12 protein-coding genes and 4 pseudogenes are annotated in these 18,569 nt (G+C 69.5%); 9 read left to right on the forward strand and 7 right to left on the reverse strand.

Translation table 11 applies throughout. From position 1 onward, the window contains the following. Nucleotides 1–2,038 precede the first annotated feature (2,038 nt). From IPN47_10420 to IPN47_10445, 6 genes are all read right to left on the reverse strand, one after another. Nucleotides 2,039–2,788 (reverse strand): alginate export family protein, encoded by a 750-nt coding sequence (locus IPN47_10420; protein MBK9408446.1) that lies wholly within the window; start codon nucleotides 2,786–2,788, stop codon nucleotides 2,039–2,041. A 1,045-nt stretch (nucleotides 2,789–3,833) separates the two neighbouring features. Then, complete coding sequence (locus IPN47_10425; protein ID MBK9408447.1) at nucleotides 3,834–4,331, reverse strand: SUMF1/EgtB/PvdO family nonheme iron enzyme; 498 nt, start codon at nucleotides 4,329–4,331, stop codon at nucleotides 3,834–3,836. A gap of 186 nt (nucleotides 4,332–4,517) precedes the next feature. After that, entirely contained in the window at nucleotides 4,518–5,801 is a 1,284-nt protein-coding gene (locus tag IPN47_10430) for a hypothetical protein (protein MBK9408448.1), read from the reverse strand. 620 nt (nucleotides 5,802–6,421) lie between these two features. Next, the gene (locus IPN47_10435; GenBank protein MBK9408449.1) at nucleotides 6,422–6,667 is read right to left on the reverse strand and encodes a hypothetical protein; all 246 of its coding nucleotides are present in this window, start codon (nucleotides 6,665–6,667) and stop codon (nucleotides 6,422–6,424) included. Nucleotides 6,668–6,752: 85 nt separating this feature from the next. Further along, the gene (locus IPN47_10440; GenBank protein ID MBK9408450.1) at nucleotides 6,753–7,151 is read right to left on the reverse strand and encodes an SDR family NAD(P)-dependent oxidoreductase; all 399 of its coding nucleotides are present in this window, start codon (nucleotides 7,149–7,151) and stop codon (nucleotides 6,753–6,755) included. A 394-nt stretch (nucleotides 7,152–7,545) separates the two neighbouring features. Continuing rightward, nucleotides 7,546–8,262 (reverse strand): M20/M25/M40 family metallo-hydrolase, encoded by a 717-nt coding sequence (locus tag IPN47_10445; GenBank protein MBK9408451.1) that lies wholly within the window; start codon nucleotides 8,260–8,262, stop codon nucleotides 7,546–7,548. 1,241 nt (nucleotides 8,263–9,503) lie between these two features. Here IPN47_10445 and IPN47_10450 point away from each other — a divergent pair. The 5 genes and pseudogenes from IPN47_10450 to IPN47_10470 all read left to right on the forward strand — a co-directional run bounded on the left by IPN47_10450 (nucleotide 9,504) and on the right by IPN47_10470 (nucleotide 11,858). After that, nucleotides 9,504–10,127 (forward strand): annotated as a pseudogene (locus IPN47_10450) (response regulator transcription factor). A gap of 87 nt (nucleotides 10,128–10,214) precedes the next feature. Then, a complete protein-coding gene (locus tag IPN47_10455) occupies nucleotides 10,215–10,658 on the forward strand; it encodes a hypothetical protein (GenBank protein ID MBK9408452.1) in 444 nt (147 codons plus the stop codon). Between the two features lie 48 nt (nucleotides 10,659–10,706). Beyond that, on the forward strand, nucleotides 10,707–11,051 hold the full coding sequence (locus IPN47_10460) for a hypothetical protein (protein MBK9408453.1): 345 nt from the start codon (nucleotides 10,707–10,709) through the stop codon (nucleotides 11,049–11,051). 207 nt (nucleotides 11,052–11,258) lie between these two features. Continuing rightward, nucleotides 11,259–11,531 (forward strand): hypothetical protein, encoded by a 273-nt coding sequence (locus IPN47_10465; GenBank protein ID MBK9408454.1) that lies wholly within the window; start codon nucleotides 11,259–11,261, stop codon nucleotides 11,529–11,531. A gap of 75 nt (nucleotides 11,532–11,606) precedes the next feature. Next, complete coding sequence (locus tag IPN47_10470) at nucleotides 11,607–11,858, forward strand: amidohydrolase family protein (protein MBK9408455.1); 252 nt, start codon at nucleotides 11,607–11,609, stop codon at nucleotides 11,856–11,858. Nucleotides 11,859–11,993: 135 nt separating this feature from the next. Here the strand turns inward: IPN47_10470 and IPN47_10475 are convergent, their stop codons facing one another. Next, nucleotides 11,994–13,166, reverse strand: coding sequence for an IS481 family transposase (locus IPN47_10475; protein ID MBK9408456.1), 1,173 nt, complete (start codon nucleotides 13,164–13,166; stop codon nucleotides 11,994–11,996). Between the two features lie 489 nt (nucleotides 13,167–13,655). Here IPN47_10475 and IPN47_10480 point away from each other — a divergent pair. The 4 genes and pseudogenes from IPN47_10480 to IPN47_10495 all read left to right on the forward strand — a co-directional run bounded on the left by IPN47_10480 (nucleotide 13,656) and on the right by IPN47_10495 (nucleotide 17,784). Next, a pseudogene (locus IPN47_10480) lies at nucleotides 13,656–15,034 on the forward strand (form I ribulose bisphosphate carboxylase large subunit). 122 nt (nucleotides 15,035–15,156) lie between these two features. After that, nucleotides 15,157–15,586, forward strand: a pseudogene (locus IPN47_10485) (ribulose bisphosphate carboxylase small subunit). Nucleotides 15,587–15,663: 77 nt separating this feature from the next. Then, nucleotides 15,664–16,639 (forward strand): annotated as a pseudogene (gene cbbX, locus IPN47_10490) (CbbX protein). 50 nt (nucleotides 16,640–16,689) lie between these two features. Further along, nucleotides 16,690–17,784: an alpha/beta fold hydrolase gene (locus IPN47_10495; protein ID MBK9408457.1), complete on the forward strand. Its 1,095-nt coding sequence runs from the start codon at nucleotides 16,690–16,692 to the stop codon at nucleotides 17,782–17,784. Nucleotides 17,785–18,569 lie beyond the last annotated feature (785 nt).

The following is an 18,569-nucleotide window of genomic DNA, read 5'->3' on the forward strand; positions in this document are numbered from 1 at the left end:
GCGGCGCGCGGCAACGTCGCCAAGAAGCGCGACACCTGCGCGTCGAACATGTACGAGGCCCCGGTGACCAGCGTCGCCCTGTCGCGCGGGATGGCGCCGATCACGATCTTTTCTCTCGCCCGCAGCAGCGTGAGGTGCGCGGCGCTCTCCCCGCTCGGGGAAGGCGGCGTAGATGCTGATGCGACGGGAGAAGTTGAACCCCTTCGCCGCCGCCAGGACATCGGCGGGGCGAGCGTCGTGCGCATCCTGCATCGTGCGTCGTTGGGTCATGCCCGGGATTACGGGATCGTGAGGTTGCCCTGCGCGTCGCGCGCAGGTTCGAACTCCAGCGGGAGCGAGACGGTGAAGCCTCGTCCCGAGCCCCGTTGCCGATACCATTCCACGTCTCCCCAACAGCCGGAGAGCCGCCGCGCCAACGCGAGCCCCAGACCCGAGCCGGGATAGCGGCGCGTGACCGAGCCATCGACCTGGCGGAACCTCCTCGAAAACGGTCGCCTGCGCTTCGAAGGGGATCCCGATCCCGGTGTCCGAGACGCGATAATGCACCCGGTCGCCCACCAGCGTCACGCCAATTACGCACGTGCCCGCGCGCGGTGAACCGGCAGGCGTTGCCGAGCAAGGTAACGAAGATGGGCGATTTTCCGGATCCGACTTCATGCGCGGCAGGAACGGGGGGCCTGCCGACCCGCAGCTGCACCGTTCGGCCGCCCCGCCACCGTGGCCACCGACTTCCTGGAGCACCAGCGCCGGGTCGAACTCCTCGACGATGAGCGAGATGTCACCTCGCGCAGCGTCGTGAGCCCAGCAGATTCGATGAGGTCCCACCAACCGTTCGCTGACCGCTTCACGTGCAGCAGGTGGTGCGTTGCCCGTCGGTGAGCGGCCCGGAGAGCTCCTCCTGCAGGATGGAGATGTAGCCCAGCACCGAGGTGAGCGGTGCGCAGCTCATGAGAGATGTTGGCCAGAACTCGTCCTTGGCCCGGCGCGCCCCGACGACGGCGGGCGTACTGTCCTCCAGCCGGCGTTATCCTCGGTGAGCGCCGCGTTGGTCCGCCGCACCGGGCTCGATGAGCGACGCCTTTTCCGCCGTGGCGCCATCTGGTCGGGACCAGGCGCATCAGCCGCGGACTCCTTGCGCGCGACCCCGAGTCGGCGAAGTAGAACGTCACCGCCTCCGCACCTTGTTGGCCGTCTAGCGGAAGGGCGACGAGCGACTTGAAGCCGAGCTCCGACGCCACCTCGACCCAGTCGTCGAGGTCGAATCGGCGAAGACGGGGACCCCGATGATGCGCTTCTCGGCCGCCGTCAGGCCGCTGGGGCCGAAGCCGAGTCGAACGCGCATTTCGCCGAGCCACGGTTGGTAGCGCTCGGGAAGTTGTGTGCGGCCACGAGGTGCATGAGCCGGAGACGCCGTCGACGAGGTACACGGTGGCGAAGGTCGCCCGACCAGCGGACTGACGCGGTCGAGGGAGAACCGGAAGACTTCCCCGGGACGGTCGGCGTTGAGGAAGGGGTGCACGATTTCGCGCACGGCATCAACTCACGCAGCGACTCCGGCGTGGTCGAGGTGGGGAGGACAGGTTTGGTCGATCGCAGCCCGTCGAGGGTCCGCGGACAGTCTTGGGCACGGGCGGGGAGTCCAACGCGGGGAGCGCGCGCCGTGAAGAACAGGCGCGCCGTGATGCCCCGCATTCGACGACGTCCGACGCGTCTCAGAGGGACGAGCGCGGTACGTCATCAGAACGTCGCGGTGATTGACGAGAAGATCCACGAGCGGAGCGCACTTGCCTGGTGGGGAACCGGCCAGGTGTGAACCGCGCGACGCCGCCGTCCGCGCAGGTGACGCCAGCGCCACCGCAGCGCGACGTCGATCTTCTCGCCGACGTCGCGCGACGTCGCGGTGGCGCTCGCGGATCGGAAGATCCCCCGCGACATCGTACGGCGGCGTCGGCCGCCGAAGGCGTTGAAAGGCGTGTGCCGAGGTCCTGATCCGAACGAATGAAGGCGGGGAGAACTGCGTGACGATGCGCTCCCTCCATCAGGTTGCGACGCCCAGGGCGTCAGCGAACCCCGCGTACGCCGCGTGTCCCAGCGGATACAACTGATCCCACGTGCCGCCCTGAGCCGGCACCCCTGTCTCGTGCCGCTCGCGCGGTCGAGGCCAATGGTGACAGACGGCGACCGGGTCGCGCTGGCGACCGACGCGAAAGGTCGGTGGCGAACATCGTCGCCCGTGGCGCCGCCCGTCCCCTCCACGCGTTGGACACCGCCCTCGACCTCGAGGGCAAGATCGGAACGACGATGGGCGTGACGAGGCGCGTCGTCGCGGTGGCCCGTCTTGCCCGCGGAGGGACTCCACCCCGCGCACCGACTTCACCAACACCGCGCTTTCCAACACGCGCCCCCTCTCGCGCCGGCTCGCCATGCGCGACCGTCGTGCCCCAGAGGCGCGTGACGTCGTCGGCGATGCCGCGCCGGAGCGGGAGCATGACGAGCGGACGAACCGAGGAGGCGTTGAACGCCAGCGCTCCGCGCCGAACCTCCACGTTGCCCCCTCGAACACCCGACGCACGTTGGCCCAGTCGAGCGGCGAGATGATGCGTTCGCGCCCCAGGAGCAACTCCTGACGGCCGAACCGCGCCGCGGTGCGCGCGCCGCTCAGCGTGCCCGCCAACTCGACGAAGGCGTTGCCAAGGTCTCCGCGACTGTGATCGAGGGGCGCGCCCCGCTCTGGCAGTTCGCGCCCGGCCACGTCGGCCACGCGCGACCTTCCACGAAGCCGCGGTATCCCTCAGATGGAGGTCGGCGTGCAGGTGCGCGCACCGCGAAAGCACCGTGCGCGTCCCAGTCCCACCACCGAGGAAACGCCGGACCGATCGCCACGACACGCAGTGCCCCCAGGTGAGAGCCACGCGCCGCGCATCGCTCGGCGTCATGGCTCGAGCGGATCCGGCGGATCGCCACGGGGCGCCACCGACCGGGTTTTCGCGAAAGCGGAGGTTCCTCGAAGGGGGGCGCGACGCGCGTGGCGCCGGTTGGGCCTGCCCGGGCGAGGCGATGCACATCCCGCCGGCCAGGGTGCACACGGTCGCGCAGAGCAACGCGGGAATGGCACGCATGGGAAGGGCCTGGACCAGGAAGCGATGAGGAGGATGTCTAACGGGCAGAAGCAGGCGTCCGTGTTGCCGCCACGACGGCCCTTGCCTAGCGCCGCGCGGTCGCCGGGGACGCGCGGCGACTGAAAGCGCAGCACCCCATCCGCGTCGAGCACGCCGATGGGCGTTCGAATGGTCGAAGTCCCCGCTTGGCAGCCGACGGTAGCTGACGACCAGCAGCACGGCGAGCTGTTCCGGCGGCGCACCGCGCAAGGCAGCCACCGCGCGTCGAGCGCCATCGCCCACGTGGCGCCGCAACGTGCCGACCGAATCGCGCGCCGGATCGAACGAGGCGAGACGTAGCGTCGCGCGCGCGCACGCCCGGCGGAAGGCGCGCCGCACCGACCGCATCTCCCGGGTGATGAGCGGGCAGGTCACCGTGCAGGAGGCGTGCACCATCGCGAGTACCACCGTCTCACCGCGTAGCTCGGCGAGCGCGAGCGAGCGGCCGTCGTGGTTGGTCCACCGGCCGGTGAGGCGGTAGAGCGAATGATCGGGGAGGGCCCCCGTCCCGTCCCGCGCCTGCGCCTGCGCCTGCGCCTGCGCCTGCGCCTGCGCCTGCGCCTGCGCCTGCGCGGCGGCGGAGAGTTGCATCAGGGCGCCAGCGATCATGAGTGCCCAGCGCACCGTGTACAGACAGCTTTTCATCGTTTGCCTCGAGGCAGGAGTGGTGCCGCGTCACGCGCCGTGCGGAACCCAAGTGTCGCCAGCGCATACGAGCCTCGCAGCGATCCGCGGACGGCGTAGCGCATGAAGGCCGTGTAGTTGCCGGGATCGGCCGAAAGCGGCAGCGCTCGCCAGCGCAGAACAGGCCGTCATCTGGCGTGCCGTCTGCCGCGACTTCCGCCACTGGTGACGACGGCGTTTTGGAAGCCGTCGACTCGACCCTGAGGGCCCGCCGTGCAGCCCCACTACCCGGTCATCGCTCGTCAGGCGGAGGGTGGCGCTCGCCGCCGCACCCGACACTTGCGCACCAGCCGTCGCCACCAGGAGCGCCCGCAGACGGTTGTTCGTGCCGCTAAGCGCGCGCCGGAAGCGACCGGCTGCCAACTCCCACTCCGCCGTGGTCGGGAGGCGCGCTTTGCTCCACTCGGCGTACGCGTGCGCCGCGAACCACGACACGTTGACCACCGGTGCCGATGCCGCCACGTCGGGTCCCAGCACGGTGTCGCCCATCCAATGCCGCAGATAGGCGGATCGGCCGACAGGCGCGACAGCAAGCGACCGCCGCCACCCCCGGCCTGGCGACGACAAACCGGAGAAAGTCGGCGATGTTTACGGCGCGTTCGGCGAGCTGGTACGCCGCCACCGCTAGCCCCGTGTCCGCGACCCCGCGAGGTAGAACGGCGCACGTGACCTCCGTCACCGTGCGGTAGCGGTGAACGGCGGGCGACCGCGGCGGCGCGCCAGGCGCCGCCGCACATGCAACGAGCATGATCGAGACAGCAGGCAAGCGCACGGACGACTCCAACCGCACGCTGCGCTCCCGTCAGGGTTTCGGGGACGCGCGGCGCGCACACGCCGGACATGCGCAACGACACGAGGTCCGTGGCGCGGTTGCCGAAGTCCGTCCGCACGCACGACAACACGGTCGCGACGTCCTCGTTGCCGAGGGTCAGCGCCGGCATCACGCCGTTGAACTGCTGACCGTTCACCGTGACCTTGCAGCCAGACCGCCCATGACGATGCCGATCGCACGCGCCTGTCCGCCATGAGGTAGTCGATTTGGCGAGCGGCGGGAACGCCCCGGGACCCCTTGCCGCCGAGCTGGTGGCAGGCGGCGCAATCGGCGGCAAAGACCGCGCTTGCCGCGCGCGATGCGCCCGCTGCGTGGGTTCGCCGCCGGGCCGGCGCTCGCCCCCTTCGCCGACGCCTGGATCGCGCACCGCCTTCGGGGAGGTAGACCAGGTCATCCTGCTTGCCCGAGTACAGCCGTCTTGTTCCCGCCCCTCGACCTTCGAGCATGCCTAACGCGCCCTTGTTGAAGGCCCGGAAGATCGAGTGATCCACGAGGATGAAGGTGCCGGCGGACATCGACCTTGAACTCGACGATCGCCGACCCGCCGGCGGAATGAGCGTGGTCTGCACGTTCGGATTGGCCAGATGCCGCCCTCGGCGTAGACCTTGTCGAAGATCTCGCCGATCACGTGGGAAGCTCGACACGAGGTTCGGACCACCGTTGCCCATGTAGATGCGCACGGTCTCGCCGACCTTCGCCTTGAGCGCGTTGTCGCCCGTGAGCGCGCCGACCGAGCCGTTGAACACGACGTACTCGGGTTCCTCGCGCATCGCCTGCTGCATGTCGAAGGGCTGCAGGCCGGTCTCCGCCATGCCGCCCTCCGTATAGAAGTCGCCCTGCATGACATAGAACTCGCGGTCGACCTTGGGCATGCCCTCGGCGGGTTCGACCAGGATCAGGCCGTACATGCCGTTGGCGATGTGCATGCCCACCGGCGCGGTGGCGCAGTGGTAGACGTAGAGGCCCTGGTTGAGCGCCTTGAACGTGAACTGCGACTCGTGGCCCGGCGCCGTGAACGACGACGCCCCGCCGCCCGGACCCGTCACGGCGTGCAGGTCGATGTTGTGCGGCATGCTGCTGTACGGGTGGTTGCTGAGGTGGAACTCGACCTGGTCGCCCGCGCGCACCGCGGATGAACTTGCCCGGCACGGAGCCGCCAAAGGTCCAGAACGTGTATTCACGCCGTCGGCGAGGCGCTTGCGCACTTCGCGCGTCTCGAGGTTGATGACGATCTTGGCGGGTGACGTCCTTGTGATGGGTTATAAACGCGGGGGAAAACGCCACCTGGAGCGTCCCGACGGGCAGGGCAACGCTTGCCGCTGCGCCAGCAAGCGGATCGCGGGACGCCGGCGCGTCAGCCGAGGAACATGCCACCAGGTTTAAGTCCGAGACACGCAGTTGCAAAGCGTCGCCCTGTGCGCGTGCTGCTCCGATGGGTGACGGCGACAGTCCCGTGTCCGCGGGACCGCTGGGTGGAGGGTCAGCCGCTGCGCGAGCGGCAGGGTTGGCGTGCGCGGTAGGGGAGCGGCGACGGCCCGCAAAGATCATATCGATGTGTGAAATACACGTCGGAGATGCTTCTGACGGACGAGAGACCTCCCTGGGATCTCTGTCAGGAACACGAGCGACGCGAGAGACCGGACGACACCACGGCCCCGCGCTGCAATCACACGAAAAGTCGCCCGTGCCCTCGGGCGTTGGACGCGTGCCCGCGTGGTGCGGCAGCACCGCCCACGAGGCCCGAGGTTCAGCCGCCGGAGCCGGATCTCCCTGAGACTCCGTTGGACGGGACGACGCGCGAGCATTGCGGCCGCGCGGCCCGCAACTCGACCATGAACGTCAGGGCGTGCGCCGGCCTTATCGTGTGGATCTGTGCCACCGTCCCGGCGACATCTTCGGGGCGGAGCGCCCATTCCACCTTGAGCGCCAGGGAAAGCTCGTCGCGACCGATCCCGGCATCACCGAGCGAGACCTTGACTCCGTAATCGCGCACCGAAAGCATGAGGTTTCGCTCAGCGCCCGCACGGCGTGTTTGGTCGCGTTGTAGCCGCTCCGGCCGACCGATCGACCGCCGCGCCCTACGATGGACGAGACGATGGACCGTGCCCGGCCCCTTGGCGATCATCCCCGGAGGACGGCGTGCGCGGCGTGGCAGATGGCGTACAGCCGCTGACGTCCATCATCTCCGACCATTCGGTCGGCGCGAGGTCGATGAACGCCTTCTTGTGCAGGACGGCGGCGTTGTTGACGAGGACGTCGACGCACCCCGTTGAGGGCGGTGGTAACGCCGCCGGGTCGCGCTTGAAGGTCGACACCGATGGTGGCGCATCGCCCTGCCTGGGGGCGATCTCCGCACCCAACGAGCGCAGTGCGCATCCGGAGCGGGCGAGGGCGACGATGTCGTAGGACGGGGCGAGGCGAAGGGCGATGGCGCGGCCGATGCCCTTGCTGGCTCCGGTGATGACGGCGGTGGGCATGGGGATTCAGAAGACGGGGAGACGAGAAGACGGGAAGACGAGTCGGAGCAACTACACACGAGTCATCCGTTGAACTATTCCGTGCACCAGCCGAACGCCGAAGCCGAGCGCGTCGAGGCTCACGCGTTCGTCGTGGCCGTGCATGCGATCCTCGTCCTCCTGCGTGAGGGGGAACGGAAGGATGCCGTGGCAGGATCCCCGCCTGCGGAGCGTGGCGGAGTCGGTGGCGCCGGTGCTGAGATACGGACGGTGCGGATGCGGCCGTCGAGCGCGGCGACGCTGTCGACGAGGGCCCGGTACATGGGCGAGTCGATCGGCGACTCCGGCGCGTCGTCGCCGCTGGCGCGCACGCGGAACGACACGTTGGGGTCGCCACCACGGCGCATGCGTTCGATCACATCCTCGATCGAGTCGCCGGGAGCGTGCGGATGTTGAGCGTCGCCTCGGCCTCGGTGGGGATCACGTTGGAGCGCGTCCCGCCGCTGATGAGCGTGGGGAGATGCCGTTGCGCAGCACCGCGTTCATCGACGGTGTCCCCGACAGGGTACGTTCGCCCGTGGCCACGCGCGCCGGGTCGCCAGATGCAACGTCGGCCCTGGCGCGGCGCAGCGTGGCGTCGGGCCAGACGTGCGACAGCGCATCGAAGAACTGCCGCGTCACCGCGCCGAGGGCGAGCGGCTCCTCGTGGGCCGTGATGCGCGATGGCGGTGTCAGGCGGGTGATCGCGTTGCCCCGTGGGGACCGCGCGCGTGCCCGCCGGGGCCGCGCGCCGTGACGATCCCGTTGTGGGCACCTTCTCGGCACACTGCACGGCGGCGTAGAGCGCGCCCGTCGACGACCGCACGCGCCCCCTTCGTTGAGGGCGTACTCGGCCTCCACCAGGTCGCGCCGGTGCTCCAGGACCCAGTCGATCCCGAAGATCCCCCGGGTCCTCGTCGGAGGTGGCCAGGAGGATGACGTCACGCGTGGGGAGGGTCCCGGTGGCGACGATGGCGCGCCTAACAAGGAGCATCGCCATCAGGTTGCAGGCGAGCATCCCCTTGTCGTCGATCGCGCCGCGCCCGTAGAGGTAGCCGTCGCCGGATCTCGGCGCCGAACGGGGACCGACCACTTCGCCGCCTCGACCCCGACCACGTCCATGTGCGCCATCAGGGCAGCGGGCGCTGGGAGCCGTCGCCGCGGATGCGGGCGATGAAGGCGGCGCGCTCGGGCGCCGGCTCGTCCAGCCACGTCTCGACCCCCGCCTCGCGGAGCACCGTATCCAGGTAGCGCGCCACCGCCATCTCGCGTCCCGGGGATTACTTCGTGTCGAGGCGCACCAGCGCCTGGAGGTGGGCGACGGTCTCGTCGATCAGCGGATCGGGGGATTTCCCGGTGCGTCGGTCGTCATCGGGTTCACGGGGGCTGCTTCAAGCCTAGCGAGCGCCCAGGTCACCGACCAGAGGACCACGCGGCGCGCGGCGTCCCGCGAGGGGCGACGAACTGTCGTGCCTCATCCCCTCGCAGGAATCGATGAGACCGCGCACATTGTCGTCAGGTGCCGTTCGGCGCCCCTGCGACGCCTCCTCCACGTCGCGGAACGCCAACGTCGACCTTGTCATCACGTGTCACTCACGGAGGCAGCACAAGCGTGACCTCACCAACTGCTCCGAACCCGCAGGAACGCCCCGACGCCGGGACGCGAGGTTGGCGCCTCGCGTCGCATGCTCGCCATCACCGAGTGGGAGCTCCAGCGCATCCTCCTCGACATCCACGATGGCCCGGTGCAGCACATGTATGCTGGCCCTTTCGCAGCTCGACCTCATGGGAGCCGCGCTGCAGCGCTCGCCCGACGTCGACGCCGAGGTTCTGTAGCGCAAGGACCGCATCCGGAAGCTGCTCGAGGACGGGCTCACCGAGGTGCGCTCCTTCATTGGCGCCTTCCGCGCCCCGGAGTTCGAACATCGCCCGCTGCGCCAGCTCGTGGATGAATTGCTCCTGCAGCACGAGCACCTGACGGACACGCAGATCGCCATCGAGGCCGATGAGAGCTCCCGCAGGAAGACCTCCCGTGCGTATCGCGCCTCTATCGCATCCTGCAGGAAGGGCTCTCCAACGCCCACCGCCACGGCGGCGCGAGCAAGGTGAACGTCTCGTTGCGCGCCGTGCGCACCGGTCCCCGTCCGCGCCTTCGCCCCAGGATGATCGACAACGGCGCCGGCTTCGACACCACCGACGCCCTCGGCGAATCGCACTTCGGGCTGCGCGGGATGCGCGACCGTGTCGAGATGACCGGCGGCTCCCTTTGAACTTTCCAGCGCCCCGACCAGGGGACGCGCGTGACCGCCGAGGTCGACGCCATATGACACCGCGCCTTCCCGCATTCTGCTCGCCGACGACCACGCCCTCGTGCTGGAGGGGCTGCGCTCGCTCCTCGACTCGCAACCCGACATGCAGGTGGTGGGGGCGGCGACGGACGGGGCGCAGGTGATGGACCAGCTGCGCGCCCACCGCCCCGACGTCGTCGTGCTCGACCTCGAGATGGGGACGATGAGCGGGCTCGCCTGCCTCGAACGCATCCGCACCGAGAAGATCCCGGTGCGCGTCCTCGTCCTCTCGGCGTACGGCGACGGGACGTCGATGCGCGCCGCGCTCGACGGCGGGGCCGACGGCTACGCGCTCAAGACCGACCCGCCGCGCAACACGGTCGACGCGATCCGCCAGGTCTATCGCGGGCAGCTCGTCTTCCCGCTGGCGGCAAAGCGCTGGTTGTTAGGCAAGTCGACGTCGTCGGACCCGCGCCAGCTCACCGAGCGCGAGGAGTCGGTGCTCGCGCTGCTGGCCGAAGGGGCCACCAACGCCGAGATCGCGCGACGGCTCCGGGTGAGCGAGAACACCGTCAAGTTCCACCTGCAGAACCTGTACATGAAGCTGAGCGTCGGGAACCGCACCGAAGCCGTGGCGGTGTACCTGCGCGAGCGCGCGCCGCGACGCTAACGCAGTCGTGCAGCCGAGTTGTGGGATGAGGAGACCACGAGCCGTGCGTCTCCTCATCCCTTCATCATTTTCCGAGGTGGGTGCGCCATGGTGCGAAGCGCGGTCCGACTCCTTGGCGCGGCGCTCGTGTGCTGCGCCCTCCCCCTGCGCGTCGTGTCGGCCCAGGGGGGCGCCCCCGATGTGATCCTCACCGGCGGCAAGGTCTTCACCAGCGATCCGGCGAAGCCGTGGGTGCAGGCGATCGCGGTGCGCGGCGACCGCATCGTCGCGGTGGGGACCACCGCCGAGATCGAGCGGCTGGCCGGCGAGCGCACCCGACGGATCGCACTCGAGGGGCGCACCGTCGTCCCGGGCTTCGACGATGCGCACGCGCACGTCGGGCTCTCGGGGCCGCGCTCGGTCGACGTGACCGTCGATCCGTCGCCCACCCCGCTCCGACGCTGCAGCCGCTGCTCGACTCACTCCGCGGCCGTCGCCAGGCGCACCCCAGGATGTGTGGCTCAGTCGAGCGTGGGCGGGCGCGTTCGATGATCCGCGCGCCACGCGCTTCGTCCTCGACTCCGTCGTCCCGACCACCTGGTGTGGATCAACTGCTGGTCGGGGCACGGCGCCGCTCTCAACACGCGCGCCATGCGCGAGACCGGGCTCCTCGAAGCCCCGGACCCGTTAGGCGGGTGGCTCGGGCGCAACGCGTCGGGGCGCACCACCGGACGCATCGACGAATACGCGATCTACGGCACGCAGCGCCGCCTCGGCAAGGCGCGAGGCGACTCGCTCTTCGCGGGGTCGGTGCAGCGCTACGGGGAGCAAGTCCTGGCGATGGGGATCACCTCGGTGCAGGACATGACCGTGGGCTACGAACTCGACCGGGGGCGCGCGCCGTTGCGCGGCGGGCGAGCGCCATGCGCCCCCACCATCGGGTGATTCGCTTTCCCCCATCGCGGCGGGCCCGCGTCATCTCAAACGACTGGCGCGTGAGCGGTGCCGACACCGCGCTCGCCCCCACCACGCACATCTCCGGCGTGAAGTGGGTGCTCGACGGGACGCCGGTGGAACAGCTCGCTCATGCGGCGGCCGTGCCGCCGGGGGTGGTACGGGCGGGCCAATCCCCTTCGACACCCTGCGCGCATCGTGCGCGACGCGCTGCGTCGCCGTGAGCACCCTGCTGCACGCCGTTGGGGACAGCACCATCGCCCTCGTCATCGCGGCGATGCGCGCCGAGGGGCCGGACAGCGCCTGGCGCGCGCTGCGGCGCGCGGCTCGAGCACGCCGACGCACTCGGCCGCGACCAGCTCGCCGACATCAAGAAGCTGGATCATCGTCGTGCAGAACCCGGCGCACCTGGCCATCCCCGAGATCATGCACGCGCGATGGGGGCCGAGCGACTGCGACGCATCGACATGATGCGCCTGCTGCTCGACTCCGGGGTGACGCTCGCCATCGGCAGCGACGGTCCCGCTGGAGCCGGGGCTCAACGTGATGCTGGCGACACTGCACCCTAACGTCCCGACCGAGGCACTCACGCGCGAGCAGGCGGTGATTGCCTACACACGCACAGCGGCGTTCGCGGCCTTTGCCGAGCGGGAACGCGGGACGATCGCGCCGGGAATGCTCGCCGATCTCGTGGTGCTGTCGCAGGACCTGTTCACCGCGACGCCCGACAAGCTACCGGCGACGATGAGCGTGCTGACCATGCTTGGCGGCCAGGTCGTTCTTTGCACGAGAGGCTAGGGACGGCCAAGGACAAGGACTAGGTCGACGTTGGACCCTGGGGAAAAGCAGGACACAGAGGTTCACTGAGGAAACACAGAGGTTCACAGAGGAAGTCCGCGTTTGAACCGGTATGAACCGGTTGAGTGGTGAGCCTTAGCCCGGGTTGATGGGTGAGCGGAGCGCCTCGGTGAGCGGGATGAAGCGACGGGCGGACAGGTCGACGGACCCCAACAGGAGGTCCGCGAGGTACACATCATGGCACGTGGCGGACACGGGAGCGAGGCCTAACGTGTAGCCGGTGAAGGCTTGGGAGATGTAGATGTCGTGCTGCTGCCACCAAATGAGGCCGGCCTGAGTGACCCGGCGCGCGACGAAATGCGATGGATAGACGAGGGGCGGGGGGCCGCCGCGGGGGTAGGGCGTGGCCGAGGACTGGTACCGACTCGCCGGCGGCTGGTCGTCTAACGCGGCGTGGGGTCGGACGGTGTTGTACTCGGCCCGCCAGGCGTCGAAACGCGCCTGCTGCGCGCGCCGCGTCGCCGCTGGGGGGCTCGTGGCTTCGGCCTTGAGCGTGCGATGGAGCCGCTCATGGCGCCCATTGTGCTCGGGATGCCCGGGGACGGTGAAGCGCGGGGTGATGCCGAGCGCGGCGAACCAGCAGCTCAGACGGGAGAGCCCGCGCGGGGCGTGCACGGCGCCGAACGGGGCGCCGTTATCACTGAGGATCGCGAGCGGCAGGCCATAGGTGCGGAAGCACCGGGCGAGGACCCGCTGCGCGGCGGTCGTCCCAGGCGCGGGATGCGCCACACACGCGAGCAGCATGCGCGTCGCCGCATCGACGATGGTGAAGGGATAGCACCAGCGGCCATCGCCGGTGCGGAACTGGCCCTTGTAGTCGAGCGTCCACAGGTCGTTGGGCGCGGCGGCGTGCGCCGGGCCCCGGTCCGTGCGATCGAGCCGCGCGCGCGGGCGCCGCCGCCGGGGCGCCAGCAGGCCCGCCTCGGCGAGGAGCGTGGTGATGGTGCTCGGCGCCGGCCACGCGAGCGCGGGGGCGGCGGCCTGACACGCCGCGCGCAGCTTGCGCGCTCCCCAGGTGGGATGGGCGCGGCGACACGCGAGGAGGGCGGCGCGTTGCGGCGCCGGCGTGCGGTGCGGGCACGTCGCCGGTGCATGCGAGCGCTCCGCGAGGCCGGGGAGCCCCAACGCGCGGAAGCGGGCCAGCCATTTCTGGCCCGTCTTCTCGCTGATGCCATAGGCAGCGCACACGGCCACGATCGGGCGCACGCCGCGCAGCGCCTCGGCGACGAACTGCAGACGGATCGACATGGGATCAGGCACACTCCAGGGCATCAGTCCCTCCGGTCGGTGCCGGAAAGCCTACGCCCGATGCGGCGCGTCCTCACCCATCAACCCGGTCCAGTGCTCACCACTCAACCCGGTGTATACCTTTCGCCGATCTCCTCCGTGAACCTCTGTGATGCCTCAGTGAACCTCTGTGTAGAGCTTTGGGGTCGCCTCACCCCGTCGCACTGACGGCACGCCGGGGGCGTCGGCAAGGGGATACGTCTAGTCCCCTATCCGTCCGGGCAGCCCGGCACCCCCCGATGGGTCATGGTGTGCGTCTCGCGCGGGATAGAGCTTAGGCGTGGGCTTGTGAAATAATTCACATGACGGACTCGGGCACGCCCGAGCGCCACCATCCTACCTCTACGCGCGACCTCGGGGACGATTCATGGCGGACACTCTGGAGCACGCGGCGCCGACGGCGCCCCCAAGAACCGCTTTCGGGCGTCGGGGGTCACCCCGTACGCGGAAATGGGCTACTGGCAGCCCGACTACGAGCCCAAGCCGACCGACATCCTCTGCGCCTTCCGTCTCGTCCCCCAGGACGGCGTCGACGCGATCGAAGCCTCGGCGGCCACCGCCGGTGAGTCGTCTGACCGCCACGTGGACGGTCGTCTGGACCGATCGCCTCACCGCGCACGAGAAGTACCAGGCCAAGTGCTACCGCGTCGACCCGGTCCCGGGCACCGACCAGTTCATCGCCTACATCGCCTACGACCTCGACCTGTTCGAGGAAGGGTCGATCGCCAACCTGACGTCGTCGATCATCGGCAACGTCTTCGGCTTCAAGGCGCTCAAGTCGCTCCGCCTCGAGGACATGCGCATCCCGCCCCACTACACCAAGACCTTCCAGGGGCCGGCGCACGGGATCGTGATGGAGCGCGAGTACCTCAACAAGTACGGGCGCCCGTTGTTAGGCGCGACCACCAAGCCCAAGCTGAACCTCTCGGCGCGCAACTACGGGCGCGTGGTCTACGAAGCCCTGCGTGGTGGCCTCGACTTCGTGAAGGACGACGAGAACATCAACTCCGCAGCCCTTCGCTGCGCTGGCGCGATCGCTTCCTTTCTGCATGGAGGCGGTCAACAAGGCGCAGTCGGTGACGGGCGAGGTGAAGGGGCACTACCTCAACATCACCGCCGGAACGATGGAGGAGATACGAGCGCGCCGACTTCGCCAAGGAGCTCGGCAGCGTCATCGTCATGATCGACCTCACCATCGGCTACACGGCCATCCAGTCGATGGCGAAGTGGGCGCGCAAGCACGGGGTGATCCTCCACCTGCACCGCGCCGGCCACTCCACCTACACGCGGCAGAAGACGCACGGCGTCTCGTTCCGCGTGATCTCGAAGTGGATGCGCCTGGCGGGGGTCGATCACATCCACGCGGGGACGGTCGTCGGCAAGCTCGAGGGCGATCCCAGCACCACCAAGGGCTACTACAAGACGCTGCGCGACAACCACGTGCCCATCGACCCGACGCTCGGGCTCTACTTCGAGCAGGACTGGGCCTCGATGCCGGCGGTGATGCCCGTTGCGTCTGGCGGCATCCATGCCGGGCAGATCCACCAGCTCCTGCACTTCTGGGCGAGGACGTGGTGCTCCCAGTTCGGCGGCAGCACCATCGGCCACCCCGACGGCATCGCCGAAGGGCGACCGCCAATCGTGTGGCCGTGGAAGCGATGATCCAGGCGAGAAACGAAGGACGCGACTACCTGAATGAAGGCCCCGACATCCTGGCCGCCGCCGCGCAGTGGTCCCCTTCCCTGCGCAAGGCGCTGGAGATTTGGAAGGACATCACGTTCGACTTCCAGAGCACGGATGTGCCGGATGCGGTAGTCACCCCAAGCTAGGTCGGTGGACCCCAGCGTTCGCTGGGCTGCTCGCTTCGCCCGCATCTTCTCGTCGTCTCGTCCTCTCGTCCTCTCGTCCTCTCGTCTTCTCGTCTTCTCGTCTTCTCGTCTTCCCGATAGCCATGCGCATCACCCAAGGCACCTTCAGCTTCCTCCCCGACCTCACCGACGATCAGGTGAAGGCCCAGGTGCAATACTGCCTGGACAACGACTGGCCGATTTCCATCGAGTACACCGACGACCCGCATCCGCGGAACGTGTACTGGGACATGTTCGGCCTTCCTATGTTCGACATCCGCGACGCATCGGGGTCATGCTCGAGCTCAAGGCGTGCCGCGAACGGTATCCCGAGCACTACATCCGCATCAGTGGCTACGATCGGTCGCCGGGGCGGCAGACGACGGCGCTCTCGTTCATCGTGCAGCGGCTGACGGCACGAGCCGGGCTTCCGCCTCGACCGCCGGAAGCGAGTGACCGCCAGGTGCGGTACTCGACGCACAGCTAGCCGCCACCGACGCCCCGGCGGGCGAGCGGTACGGGCGTTCGCGTTAGGCACCGGCGCCCCCAGTGACCGGAATTCCCGACCCGACGTCCCCCTCCGCGACGACCAGCGCCATCCCCGGCCGCCCATGTCGTCCCGCCGAGGGTCGCGCGTTCCCAGCAACCAGATCGACCTCGGCGCCGCCTACCGCGATTCGCAGATCCAGGAGCTGCTCGACGAGATCGACCGCGACCTCGTCGGGCTCGTCCGGTCAAGACACGCATCCGCGACATCGCCTCGCTCCTGCTCATCGCCAAGCTGCGCGAGAACGCGGGACTGGCCACCGATCGCCCCACCCTGCACATGTCGTTCACTGGTCGCCCCGGAACGGGGAAGACGACGGTGGCCATGCGCATGGCGAAGATCCTCCATCGCCTGGGCTTCGTGCGGAAGGGGCACCTCGTCGTCGCGACGCGCGACGACCTCGTGGGGCAGTACGTGGGACACACCGCCCCCAAGACCAAGGAAGTGGTGAAGCGCGCGATGGGGGCGTGCTGTTCATCGACGAGGCGTACTACCTCTACCGCCCCGAGAACGAGCGCGACTACGGGCAGGAGGCGATCGAGATGCTCCTGCAGGTCATGGAGAACCAGCGCGACGACCTCGTGGTCATTCTCGCCGGCTACAAGGACCGGATGGATACGTTCTACGGCTCCAACCCCGGCTCTCACTCCCGCATCGCGCACCACATCGACTTCCCCGACTCCACGATCGCACGGAGCTGATGACGATCGCCGAGTTGCTGCTGGCGGGGCAGCAGTACCGCCTGGATGCGGAGTCGCGGCGCGCCCTCGACGAGTACCTCGAGCGCCGCATGGTGCAGCCGCACTTCGCCAACGACCGCTCGGTGCGCAACGCGCTTCGATCGCGCCAAGCTGCGGCCAGGCGAGCCGCCTCGTTTCCGGCGGGGGATCATCACGGCTGAGGAGCTCACGCGCATCGACGCCGCCGACATCCGGCAGAGTCGCGTCTTTCTCGACGCCCCCGACAGCGCGAGGGGCCGCGAGCGACGACGGGCGCTGAATCGGCGAGCGCCCTTGTGCCGTGCCGCGAGGGTGCCGTAGCATCGCGCACCGTCCCTCGCCCGACTCATCGTCCCTCGCCCGCCGGTACCTTGCGCGACCTCAGGGAGCGCGAGCTGCAGATCCTGCGTCTCATCGCCGACGGCATGAGCGACCGCGCCATCGCGTCGCGTCTCAACCTGTCGGCGGAGACGGTGCGCTGGTACAACAAGGAGCCGTATCTCACCCTCGGCGTCACCAGCCGCACGCAGGCGGTCCGTCGGGCGGCGGCGCTCGGGCTGCTGGATCTCCCCATCGCCCCGGCGGGAGGCGACGCGCCTCCATCGGCGGTGGTGGCGGCCGGGGCTCTGGCGCACGTCTCCCGCTCGCCGATCCAGTACGTGGAGCGCGGCGGCGTCTACATCGCGTACCAGGTCGTCGGGAGCGGTCCGGTCGACCTCCTCTTCTTCCACGGCTTCATCTCGCACCTGGAGATCGGGTGGGAGAACCCGGAGTACGCCGCGTTCTTCGAGCAGTTGGGGCGCGTGGCCCGCGTCATCCTGTTCGACAAGCGCGGCGTGGGGCTCTCGGATCGTGTGCGCGGAGCGCCGACGCTGGAACAGACGGTCGGTGATGCGGTCGCCGTGCTCGACGCCGTCGGGTCGAAGCGCGCCTTCGTGCTGGGGACCTCCGAGGGCGGGGCCGCCTCGTTGCTCCTGGCGATGCAGCACCCGACACGTGTGCGCGGGTTGCTCCTGCTGGGGGCGACCGCGCGTGTCGCACGCACCGGCGCCGAGCCCGCGTGGGCCGCGCCGCGGGAGGAGTTCGACCGACGCATCGAGGCGTTGCAGCAGTCGTGGGGGCAGCCGTGGTCCATCGAGCGATTCGCCCCCACGCGCCTACACGATGAATCCTTCAAGGCGTGGTGGTCGCGCCTCCTGCGCGGCGCGTCGAGCCCGTCGGCGGTGCGCGCCGTGATGGAGGTCGCGCGCGACGTGGACGTCAGCGCCCCTCCTGCCGCAGCTGCGCACCCGCACGGTCGTGCTCCACCAGCGCGACGATCGCGTGGTCCCGGTGGAGGCGGCGCGCTTCCTCGCCGCACAGATCCCGGGGGCGCGCCTCCTGGAGTTCCCAGGCGCCGACCACATCTACTTCGTCAACGGCGAACCGTTCGTCCGCGCCATCGCCGAGTTCCTCGCCGAGCCTGACGAGGCCCAACTCGCCGACACCTGGCTGGCGATCATCGTGCACGTGCACGGTCGCGGCACCGCGCTCGGCAGACCAACGCGCGATTGCCGACGCGTTCCGCCCGCGTCGCGAGCGCCTCGACCCAGACGGGTGGACGGCGCTCTTCGACGCGCCGAGCCGCGCGATTGCCTGCGCGCGCCGGCTCCGCGACCTCGGGCGCGGACGCATCGGGGGGATCTCGCTCCACATCGGCGAGCGTCGCACGTCTGACGGCGTCGCGGTGGGGATTGCCGGCGATGTGGCGCAACAGCTCGCCCCTCGCTCGCCGAGCCGGGAGACGTCGTGATCTCGGAGACGCTGCACGATGTCCCTCGTGGGGAGCGGCATCACCCTCGAACGTTTCGCCCCGCGCGCGTCGACCGGAGACGCGACGCAGTTCGGCTGGCGCCTGGCCGACTGAGTTCAGGGGGCGTGGGTGGCGCCGCGCCACCTACGGGCGCGCAGGCGACCGCCCCCACGCAGCTCCCCAAATCGTGGTGCGTTCCCCCCACCCGGGGTGAGACGTTGACCTCCAGCCGCGAGCGCATCACTCACTCGACTGGAGACACCCGTGCAGACGCGTCACCTCACCTCGTGCCTTGCCGTCGCCGCCCTGTTGGTGGGCTGCGACGACGCCAATTCCCCCCGTGTCCGAGGCCCGTGCAGATCGCCATCCAGCAGTGCCTCACCAGCCAGACCACCTCGGCCGGCACCTTCCAGCTGTCCGGCGCGGCTGCGCGACAACGGCACGACCACCGAGGAGCTG

Source organism: Gemmatimonadota bacterium (assembly GCA_016719105.1).
GTDB lineage: Bacteria > Gemmatimonadota > Gemmatimonadetes > Gemmatimonadales > Gemmatimonadaceae > SCN-70-22.

Excerpts from the sequence above, each read along its gene's own strand:
- IPN47_10440 (MBK9408450.1), bottom strand. The coding sequence starts at position 7,151 with ATGCCCACCGCCGTCATCACCGGAGCCAGCAAGGGCATCGGCCGCGCC.
- IPN47_10425 (MBK9408447.1), bottom strand. The coding sequence starts at position 4,331 with ATGGGCGACACCGTGCTGGGACCCGACGTGGCGGCATCGGCACCGGTG.
- IPN47_10470 (MBK9408455.1), top strand. The coding sequence starts at position 11,607 with ATGCTGGCGACACTGCACCCTAACGTCCCGACCGAGGCACTCACGCGC.
- IPN47_10455 (MBK9408452.1), top strand. The coding sequence starts at position 10,215 with ATGGTGCGAAGCGCGGTCCGACTCCTTGGCGCGGCGCTCGTGTGCTGC.
- IPN47_10475 (MBK9408456.1), bottom strand. The coding sequence starts at position 13,166 with ATGTCGATCCGTCTGCAGTTCGTCGCCGAGGCGCTGCGCGGCGTGCGC.